Raw genomic sequence first — 10,548 nt, forward strand, 5'->3', positions numbered from 1 at the left:
CCCGAGGAAGGCAGCGGCCTCGTGGTGCTCGCAATGGGCAAGATGGGAGCGGGCGAACTCAACTATTCCAGCGATATCGACCTGATCGTGTTTTTCGATCTCGTGGCGCCGACGCTTGCGCCGGGGATCGAGCCGCAGCCGTTCTTCGTGCGCCTTACGCAAGGGCTGGCGCGCATGCTCCAACAGAGGACCGGCGACGGCTACGTCTTTCGGGTCGACCTGCGCTTGCGGCCGGATCCCGCCTCGACGCAGGTCGCCGTCTCGACCGCCGCCGCGCTCGATTATTACGAGCGCGAAGGGCGCACCTGGGAGCGCGCCGCGATGATCAAGGCGCGACCCTGCGCCGGCGATCCGAAAGCGGGCGAGACCATGATCGCGGAGATTTCGCCCTTCGTCTGGCGCAAGCATCTCGATTTCGCAGCTCTTGCCGACGTGCACGACATGAAGCGGCAGATGCAGACCTTTCGCGGGCAGAGCGAGATCGCGGTCGAAGGCCACAACGTCAAGATCGGTCGCGGCGGCATCCGCGAGATCGAGTTCTTCGCACAGACCCAGCAGTTGATCGCCGGCGGACGGCATCCCGAATTGCGGGTGCGTCCGACGCTGGAGGCGCTGGACATTCTTGCCTCGAGCAACTGGATCACGGAACAGGCGCGGGACGAACTGACCGCCGCCTATCTGTTTTTGCGCAAGGTCGAGCATCGGGTCCAGATGATCGCCGACGAGCAGACCCACACGTTGCCTGCCGACGTCGAGGCGATGGAGCGTTTCGCGCGTTTTCTCGGGTTTGACGACCGAGCGGCTTTTGCCGCCGAATTGCTCGTGCACCTGAATTGTGTGCAGGGGCACTACAGCAGGCTGTTCGAGGGCGATCCGGCGGGCACCGCGAAATTGCCGTCGGTGGACTACAGCTCCGGCCCCGAGGATCCGCGGCTTCTCGATCATCTGTCGAAACTCGGCTTCAGGCAGCCGAGAATGGTCGCCGGCACCATCCAGCAATGGATGGCCGGTGGATACCGGGTCCTCAAGGTCGAGGCGACACGCACCGCCTTCGAGGCGTTCGTGCCCACGCTGATCGACGGCCTGGCGCGCGCCGAGGAGCCGGACAGCGCCGTGATGGCGTTCGATCGTTTCCTGCAGGCGCTTCAGCGCGGTGGCCGGCTGATCTCGCTGCTCAGCCAGAACAGGGATCTCGTCGCGCTGGTCGCGCTGGTGCTCGGCGCGGCGCCGCGGCTCGCCGACATGCTGGCGCGGCGGCCCCAGATCATGGACGGGCTGATCGACCCGCGTTTCTTCGGCGCGATGCCCGACCGGAAGGAACTGTCGGCGCGGCTGGCGGCCACGCTCGAGGACGCCAGTTCCTACGAAGAATTTCTCGACCGGATGCGGCTGTTCGGCCAGGAAAGCCTGTTCCTGATCGGCACGCGCATCCTGTCCGGCACCGTGTCAGCGCGACAGGCGGGGCAGGTGTTCGCCGACGTGGCCGAAGGCATCGTCGATACCGTGCATGGTTTGGTGAAGGATCAATTCGCCGGTCAGTACGGCCGCATCGCGGGACAGGAGACCGCGATCGTGGCGATGGGCAAGCTCGGCAGCCGCGAGATGACAGCGTCGTCCGATCTCGACCTGATCCTGCTGTATGACTTTGATTCCGAGCATCCCGACTCCGACGGCGCGCGGCCGCTGCAGGGCGCGCAATATTTCGCGCGCTTCACCCAGCGCCTCATCAGCGCGTTCACCACGCGGACCAACTACGGCGTTCTCTATGAGGTGGACATGCGGCTGCGGCCTTCCGGGCGTGCCGGTCCCGTCGCGTCGCATATCGACTCGTTCGCCGACTATCAGGAGCACGAAGCCTGGACCTGGGAGCACATGGCGCTCACGCGCGCGCGGGTGATCTCGTCGTCGCCGGCGTTTTGCGCCCAGATCGAACGCGTCATCCGGACCATTCTGACGCGGCGGCGCGATGCCAGGCTGATCGCCAGCGATGTCGCGGAAATGCGCCGCGCGATCGCGCTGGAAAAAGGCGAGCAGGACATCTGGGACCTGAAACACGCCGCTGGCGGCATGGTCGATATCGATTTCATCGCGCAGTATCTTCAACTCGTCCACGCGGCGGACAAACCGGACATTCTCAGCGTCAACACCCAGCAGGCGCTCGACAACGCGCAGCGGCTGGGTGTCCTGTCGTTGCCGGATGCGGAAATCCTGCGGCCCGCCGCGCGGCTCTATCACGATCTCACGCAAATCCTGCGGCTCTGCGTCAGCGACAAATTCAAGCCCGAAACGGCGGGCGACGATTTGCTGCCGGTGATGGCACGGGCCGGAGATGCTCCCGACTTTTCAGCGCTCGAAGCACGCGTCCGCGACACCCAGGCGGATGTGCGCGGCGTGTTTCTCAGACTGATGGAAGGCGGGACCTAGAGCCTTTCCCTCTCTGATGGAATCAGAAGCAGGGCTCTATGATTTCGTTTGACGCGTTTTCTTGACGCGAACGGCACCCACCTTCGGATCAAGCCCGAGGACATGCTTCACACGAAAACGCTCTAGAGTCTGTTTCAACTGAGTTGAATCAGACTCGTCGCTTGTCCTTTTGTTGGAGCATGATCTTTTCCGAAAACCGGTTTCCACTTTTCGGGATCATGCTCTAAGCCGCGACGCTCGCCGCCGGTCGCTCCCGGCAGCCGTGACGGGGCAGGGTGATGCGGACCACAGTCCCCGTTCCAGGTTTCGAACGAAGCCGCATCGACCCGCCGTGCAGGTTGACCAGCGACTTGGCGATCGCCAGCCCAAGTCCCGATCCCGCATGGGTCTTGGTCAACTGGCTCTCGACCTGCTCGAACGGTTGGCCGAGTCTGCCTAACGCGTGTGATGCGATGCCGATGCCGGTGTCGGCAATCGTCAGGGCGATGGAATTCTCGAGCACTTGGCTCCGCACCATGACTCGTCCGCCGTCCGGCGTGAACTTCACCGCATTGGACAGCAGATTGACCATGATTTGTTTGACCGCGCGACGGTCGGCAATGATGGAAATGTCATTGTCGGCTCCGACGTCGAAGGTCAGGCTCCTGTCATTGGTGCGGCCCGTAACGACCCGCAGCGATTCTTCCAGCGTCCTGGTGAGATCGAGCGGCTCCATGTCGAGCGTCATGCGGCCGGCCTCGATCTTGGACATATCCAGGACGTCGTTGATGACTTCGAGCAGATACTGACCGCTGGTCAGAATGTCATGGCAGTATTCGCTGTATTTCGTCGAGCCGAGCGTTCCGAAGATGCCGCTGCTCATGATCTCGGAAAATCCGATGATCGCATTGAGCGGCGTTCGCAGTTCGTGACTCATGTTGGCCAGGAATTTCGATTTCGCCCGGTTGGCGTCCTCGGCGCGATCTTTCTCCTCCGCGTATTTCCGCGCGAGGTCAGCGAGTTCGATCGCCTGTTGCTCGAGCGTCGCCTGCGTGCGTTTGAGATCGATGACGGTCGCCCGCAGCCGGAGGTCGTTTTCCACGAGTTTCTGCTCGTGCTCCTTGATCCGGGTGATGTCGGTACCGACCGACACATAGCCGCCGTCCTTGGTGCGGCGCTCGCTGATGTGAAGCCAATTGCCGTTATCCAGTTGCGCTTCGAATGTCCGCGCGCCGGGATTGGCCGTGCCGGCCTCGGGCTGTCGTGCCCTGATCTCGTGCATGCGGCCGACCTCGATCACGGTCTCGTAGGCCGTGCCGGGAGCGACCGCGCTGTCGGGAAGTTTGTGCAGGCGCTGGAAGTGGGAATTGCAAAGCACCAGGCGATCCTCGGCGTCCCATAGCACAAAAGCCTCCGGGATGGTTTCGATCGCGTCCCGCAGCCGCAGGTCGGCTTCGACGGTTTTCTCGGCGAGGCTCCTCTGTTCGGTGATGTCGACGGCAATGCCGATCAGGTGAGCGCCTCTGCCGGCGGCGCCTTGACCGAGCTCGCAACGCACGCGCAGCCAGATCCAGTGTCCGTCGCTGTGCTGCATCCGGAAGCTCTGGTCGATATGGCCGATCTTTCCCGCGATGAGCTGGTCCGCGATCTCAAACAGGTCGATGTCGTCGGAATTGACCAGCGAACTGACCTCGCCGAAGGTGAGCAGGTCGCTGCGGCTTTCCAGGCCGAGCATGGTGAACATCGATTGCGACCAGAAGATCCGCCCGCGCGACAGATCCCAGTCCCAGAGGCCGCATCGGCCGCGGTTGAGTGCGGTATCGATTCGGCCGCGAACGGCATCGTTGATAAGATCGCCCTCGCGTGCGCGGGTGGACTGCCAGTGAAAGGCAAACCCCAGGATCAGGACCACGAATCCGGTCGTGGCCGACAGCGTGATCGACAGCGCCGTATCCGGGCGCCAAATTGAAACGGTCTTTTCCTGGATGACGGTGACCTGGCCCAGCAACGATCTGACGACGCGCTGGGTCGCGAATGCGCTGCTGCCATCGAGAAGGACGATATCGGTGACGCTCGCAGGCGAGGTGCCGCGCAACGCGGGCGACTGTGCGACGCTGACGAGTTCAAGGATTCGGCTGGTCTCGCCAGGCGCCACCTCGAGCGGGACTCGCGCGAGAACACGCTGATCGGCGCCGGTGACGATGATATGGCGGCCGATTCTGGAGGCGTTCGACGGAGGCGGGACGATCCTGGCGGATCACGCCGACATGCTCAAGCCGCTCGGCCAGCAGATCGGCGAGCGCCAGCAGATCGTGTTTTGTCATTGCCTGCTTTTGCCGGGTCTGATCGATGACCTGCACCAGCGCGCCGATACATATCGTAACCAGGAAAGCGATGATCAGCGCGGGGACGGCGCGGCGAAGCACGGGTTCGGCGACCAACAGCCTGCGGTAGGCAGGTTTTGCGATCGATTGCGCCAATCCCTTGATCGAATCGGATTGAGCGCAAGCGCTCGCCGCCTGAGCGCGCGCCATGCCTTAGGCCCCCGTGAGAATTTCTAGACTTCCGATCCGTAAGAGCAGCCCCGCCCCTCCGAATCGCAACGATTTGAATCCACTTTTTCGGTGCTGTCGAGAGTCAACGATTCGTTAATGCGAAATAAATTTTGTCCAACGGAGATTTCTAAAGTCTCCGAGGCCATCTTGTGAGTCCGAAACAAGAACGTGGCTCTGCGACGGCGATCAGCTTCCGCGCGGCGGCTCCGCGTGACTGATGACGCGTTTGACGCTCGGAAAGGCGCGGCGCAATGCGCGTTCGATCTCGTCGACCTGGTCATGCACCCGGGTGACGCTCATCGAGGGCGCGGCGCGGCAATGGAAGTTGACGATCTCGCCTGCCTCGGTGTTCCGGACGCGTACGTTGTGAATGTCATGGATCGCGCTGCCCGTGGCGAAACCCGACAGGGCCTTGCCAATGACGTCGACCCGCGCAGGGGCGGCATCCGCCCCGAGCGGAAGCTCCGGCTCCAGCGGTTCGATGTGCGTGTCCACCTCGACCTCCGCGCCGAATGCGTGGCGGATGTCATGCTCCAGCCGGTGCGCGATCGCATGGGCGTCCACCAGCGCCATGTCGCCGTCGACCTCGAGGTCGATGCTGACCGTCAGTTTTTCTCCGAGATCGTGTACGGTGACGTGGTGAATCGCGAGCCCCAAATTGTGGGCGATGACCATGATGCGCTCGCGGACGCTTTCGTTGTCGTGCGCAACCGGTATCGCGGTGAACGTCAGATCGGCATCGCCGAGAGCGGCGGACACGGCGTCCTGCGCCTGCTGCTTGATGGCGTCGATGCGGTCGATCGGATAGGTTCGCGGCACTTTGGCGGTTACGTCGACAAAGTGCCGGGGACCGACCATTCGGACCCGCAAACGCTCGATATCGATGACGCCCGGCAACGTCCTGATCGCGACGCCGGCCCGCTCGGCGGCGCCTTCCGGCGCGCGATCCAGCAGGGTTTCCACGGTGGCGCGTCCGAGCCGCAAACCCAGCACGGATATCAGAACGGCGACGCCGATCGCAGCCGCCGCATCGCCCCATGCATAGCCCAGTCCGGACAGCCCAAGCCCGATGATGACGGCGACCGATCCGAGGACGTCGGACGCAAAGTGCAAGGCGTCGGCCTCCAGCGCCTGACTGCGGGTATCAAGCGCAGTCCGGTGTAGCGCGCGGGCGCGCCAGAAATTGACGACAATGTCGACCATCAGCACGATAAACGGAATGGCGGAGAGCGTCGGCGGCGGTACGCCCTCGCGCAAGTGGGCGTAGGCCTGTACCACGATGCCGCCGGCAAGAACGTAGAGAATGGCGATGACGCCAAGAGCCGAAAGGCTTTCGATCTTGCCGTGACCATAGTGATGCTCGTCATCGGCGGGCCGGTCGGAAATCCGCACCACGATCCAGGTTGCGATCGTGGCGACGAGATCGACCGAACTGTGCAATGCCTCGGAAATCAGCGCCAGACTTCCGATCGCCACGCCGACCACGAACTTGGCCGCCGCCATGGTGGCGCTGGCGACTATCGAAATCGCGGCAACCCTTGTTTTGGAATTGGAGGCGAAACCCGGCATCCGCGGAGGTTTAGCAGTCCGCCACCCAGGATAAAAGCGCGCACGATCGCGCAACCGCCACTCATTCGCGGCTTGGTCCGTTATTGCGAATTGTTCCGATTTCAGATGCCAATGCCGCGTGGTCCGCTGACGCTCATTGGGATCGTGATCCATTCCATCGTGCTGCAAACCAGCCGCTAGCGGCAGCGACCGCGAGACCCGCACACGCGGCCATGGCATCGACCAGAAAATCCTCCAGCCGCGCATGGCGGCCGGGCGCCCATAGTTGCATGATCTCGAGCAGACCGATCAGCATGACGGATATGGCCGCGACAAGCAGATGCCGGTGCGGAAAGGCAAGGCCGACGGCCAGGCCAACCAGAACGAAGGCGAGGGCGTGTTCACCGTCCTGCCCGAGCGAGGAGTGCGGGCGATAGCGCGGCGGTCCCAGCGTCGCGAACACGACCGCCGCGATCAGGGCGAAGGCGCCCATGCGGAAGAGATTCCTCATCGCCAGCGCATAGCACGATTTGCCGCAAAGGGGGCGAGGACCGGCGTCGCTCGGATTTGTACCGGAAGGACGGTCAGATGCGGCGAAGGGCAGCTCGAAGTAAGCTGTTATAAATCACATAAGGTGTGTTTTTTTGGCTGGATTTCGAAATATTGTTTTCCCGGCCGAATCAACAGACAGGATCGATGATGGCAACCCAGATGACGAAATCGCAGCTCGTTGAGAAAGTCTCGGCTCAGGCCGGATTATCGAAAAAGGATGTAAAGGGCGTTCTCGAGGCGCTTGCGACCACAGGCTACAAGGAACTCAAGAAAACCGGCACCTTCCTGCTGCCGGGCTTTGCCAAGTTCGTGGTCATCAAGAAGCCGGCGACCAAGGCACGCAAGGGCACCAACCCGTTCACCGGCGAGCCCATGACCTTCAAGGCGAAGCCGGCCCGAAAGATTGTCAGGGCGCGGCCGGTCAAGGCTGCGAAAGACGCGGTGTGATGCAGGGGCCCTTCGGGGCCCTTGTTTTTTGGCGGTCACGGTCCGGTTGCTGTTCGCCGGCAGCGGGTCTCCGGCGGCGGCTGGCTGGCGTGGCGGATTTGCCCGCAGACACCACGACATCACATTCCCGTGCAGGGCGAGCGCACCCTGCATCAGGTGCAGACCAATCATACATTGTGCAAAAGGACATAGGACGAAAATCGGAGTTACAAAGTTCGCGGGCCGTAGTTCTATTTGACCAATGAGAAAATCGCCTGGGAGGCTCCCGTGGCTGCGATTAAATTGACGGTCAATGGCAAGCCGGTTTCGGCTGACGTTGAAGACCGGACGCTTCTCGTTCACCTCCTGCGCGATCATCTGGGACTGACCGGCACGCATGTCGGCTGCGATACCAGCCAATGCGGCGCATGCACCGTTCATGTCGACGGCCGTGCGGTCAAGTCATGCACGGTTCTGGTCGGGCAGGCCAACGGCACAAGCATCACGACTATCGAAGGCATCGCCAATGGCGACGAACTGCATCCGATGCAGGCGGCGTTCCGCGACAATCACGGGCTCCAGTGCGGTTTCTGCACGCCCGGCATGATCATGGCTTCGATCGACATCGTGCGCCGCCACGGCGCGGGGCTGACCGAGGACATCCTGCGCCAGGAGCTGGAAGGCAACATCTGCCGCTGCACCGGCTATCACAACATCGTCAAATCGGTGCTCGATGCCGCCGGCCGGATGACGACGGCGCAGGCCGCGGAATAACCCCGCAGGCCGCTCAGGAAACTCCGGTCGCGCCGTATTCGATGGAAGAGGCGCGGCATCACTCCGAAGGGAGCGAATGATGGGAATCGAGGGAATCGGCGCCCGCGCGCTGCGCAAGGAAGACAAACGCTTCATCACCGGCAGGGGCCGCTACGTCGATGATATCCGCCTGCATGGCATGACCTATGCGGCGTTCGTGCGCAGCCCCCACGCCCACGCCAAGGTGACCGCGATCGACATCGCGCCGGCGCTTGCGATGCCGGGGGTGGTTGCCGTCCTGACCGGCAGGGAGCTCGTCGACGACAAGATCGGCAACCTGATCTGCGGCTGGATGATCCACTCCAAGGACGGCTCAGCGATGAAGATGGGGGTGTGGCCCGCAATGGCGCCGGAGACCGTGCGCTTCGTCGGGCAGGCCGTTGCCGTTGTCATCGCCGAGACGCGCAACCAGGCGCGCGATGCGGCCGAAGCGGTTGTGGTGACATACGAAGAGCTTCCCGCCGTCGTCGATATGCGCGAGGCGGTCGTGGACGGCGCGCCGCAGCTTCATCCGGAGGCGCCGGGCAACGTGATATTCGATTGGACGCTCGGCGACGAAGCTGCGACCGATGCGGCGTTCAAGGCGGCCGCGAATGTGGTTTCACTCGACATCACCAACAATCGTCTGGCTCCCAATGCGATCGAGCCTCGCGCTGCGATTGCGGAGTATGATCCGGCGGAGGAGCACTTCACGCTCTACACGACCTCGCAGAATCCGCATGTGGCGCGGCTCGTGCTCTCGGCGTTCTACAACATCGCCCAGGAGCACAAGCTGCGCGTGATTGCCCCCGACGTCGGCGGCGGGTTCGGCTCGAAAATCTTCATCTACCCCGAGGAGATGGTGGCGCTGTGGGCCGCGAAGAAAACCGGCCGCCCGGTGAAATGGACCGCCGACCGCACCGAGTCATTCCTGACCGACGCGCACGGCCGCGATCATCTGACCAGGGCCGAGATGGCGTTCGATAAGGACCACAGGATCACGGGATTGCGCGTCAAGACCCATGCCAATCTCGGCGCCTACATGTCGCTGTTCTCCTCCTCGGTGCCGACCTATCTCTACGCCACGCTGCTGTCGGGCCAGTATAACATCCCCAACATCTTCGCCGAGGTGATCAGCGTCTATACAAATACCGCGCCGGTGGACGCCTATCGCGGCGCGGGCCGGCCCGAGGCGAGCTACGTGGTGGAGCGGCTGATGGAAACCGCGGCGCGCCAGCTCAAGGTCGATCCGACCGAACTGCGGCGCAAGAACTTCATCACCCAATTTCCGCATCAGACGCCGGTCATCATGGCTTACGACACGGGCGACTTTCATGCGTCGCTCGATGCCGCCATGAAGGCGATCGACTATGCCGGATTCGCAGCGCGCAAGGCCAAGGCAAAGAGCGAGGGCAGGCTGCGCGGCATCGGCGTGTCCTGCTATATCGAAGCCTGCGGCATCGCGCCGTCAAAGGCCGTCGGCAGCCTCGGAGCCGGCGTCGGCTTGTGGGAATCCGCGGAGGTGCGGGTCAATCCGGTCGGGACCATAGAAGTTTTGACCGGATCGCACAGCCACGGCCAGGGACACGAGACGGCATTCGCGCAAGTGGTCGCCGGCCGGCTCGGAATTTCGATCGATCAGGTCCAGATCGTGCATGGCGACACCGACAAGGTGCAGTTCGGCATGGGCACCTACGGCTCGCGCTCGGCTGCCGTGGGCCTGTCGGCCATCGTCAAGGCGATGGAGAAGGTCGAGGCCAAGGCGAAGAGGATCGTCGCGCATCAGCTCGAGGCCTCGGAAAACGACATCGTCATCGAGGAGGGACAGTTCAAGGTTGCCGGCACCGACAAGACCATCGCACTGCCGATGGTGGCGCTCGCTGCCTACACCGCGCACAACCTGCCCGACGGCATGGAGCCGGGGCTGAAGGAGAGCGCGTTCTACGACCCGACCAACTTCACGTTTCCGGCGGGCGCCTACATCTGCGAGGTCGAGGTCGACGCCGGCACGGGCAAGACGACATTCGTCAACTTCGTCGCGGCGGATGACTTCGGCCGCCTCATCAATCCGATGATTGTCGAAGGGCAGGTCCATGGCGGTCTCGCGCAGGGCATCGGTCAGGCGCTGCTGGAGCACGCGGTCTATGACGAGAACGGCCAGTTGCTCACCGCCTCGTTCATGGACTATGCAATGCCGCGCGCCGAGGACCTGCCGTCCTTCAAAATCCAGCACACCATGACGGAGTGCCCGGGCAATCCGCTCGGCGTGAAG

Annotated in this window: 6 protein-coding genes and 1 pseudogene; 4 read left to right on the forward strand and 3 right to left on the reverse strand. The window is 63.1% G+C overall.

Annotated features, from left to right (window positions below):
• Positions 1–2,424 (forward strand): bifunctional [glutamine synthetase] adenylyltransferase/[glutamine synthetase]-adenylyl-L-tyrosine phosphorylase (locus tag BGN91_RS08125; RefSeq protein WP_292612122.1); only part of this gene is annotated, 2,424 nt, incomplete at its 5' end.
• A 223-nt stretch (positions 2,425–2,647) separates the two neighbouring features.
• Here the strand turns inward: BGN91_RS08125 and BGN91_RS08130 are convergent.
• From BGN91_RS08130 to BGN91_RS08140, 3 genes and pseudogenes are all read right to left on the reverse strand, one after another.
• Positions 2,648–4,937: pseudogene (locus tag BGN91_RS08130) on the reverse strand (ATP-binding protein).
• Positions 4,938–5,144: 207 nt separating this feature from the next.
• Positions 5,145–6,527, reverse strand: a complete 1,383-nt coding sequence (locus BGN91_RS08135; RefSeq protein ID WP_292612124.1) for a cation diffusion facilitator family transporter — start codon at positions 6,525–6,527, stop codon at positions 5,145–5,147.
• Between the two features lie 133 nt (positions 6,528–6,660).
• On the reverse strand, positions 6,661–7,017 hold the full coding sequence (locus BGN91_RS08140) for a VanZ family protein (protein ID WP_292612126.1): 357 nt from the start codon (positions 7,015–7,017) through the stop codon (positions 6,661–6,663).
• Between the two features lie 188 nt (positions 7,018–7,205).
• Between BGN91_RS08140 and BGN91_RS08145 the strand changes: the two genes are divergently transcribed.
• The 3 genes from BGN91_RS08145 to BGN91_RS08155 form a co-directional block, all read left to right on the forward strand.
• Positions 7,206–7,505, forward strand: a complete 300-nt coding sequence (locus tag BGN91_RS08145; RefSeq protein WP_292612135.1) for an HU family DNA-binding protein — start codon at positions 7,206–7,208, stop codon at positions 7,503–7,505.
• A 267-nt stretch (positions 7,506–7,772) separates the two neighbouring features.
• Positions 7,773–8,258, forward strand: coding sequence for a (2Fe-2S)-binding protein (locus tag BGN91_RS08150; RefSeq protein ID WP_292612128.1), 486 nt, complete (start codon positions 7,773–7,775; stop codon positions 8,256–8,258).
• Between the two features lie 79 nt (positions 8,259–8,337).
• A partial coding sequence (locus tag BGN91_RS08155) for a xanthine dehydrogenase family protein molybdopterin-binding subunit (protein WP_292612130.1) occupies positions 8,338–10,548 on the forward strand: 2,211 nt, incomplete at its 3' end.

The organism is Nitrobacter sp. 62-13, assembly GCF_001896955.1.
Lineage (GTDB): Bacteria > Pseudomonadota > Alphaproteobacteria > Rhizobiales > Xanthobacteraceae > Nitrobacter.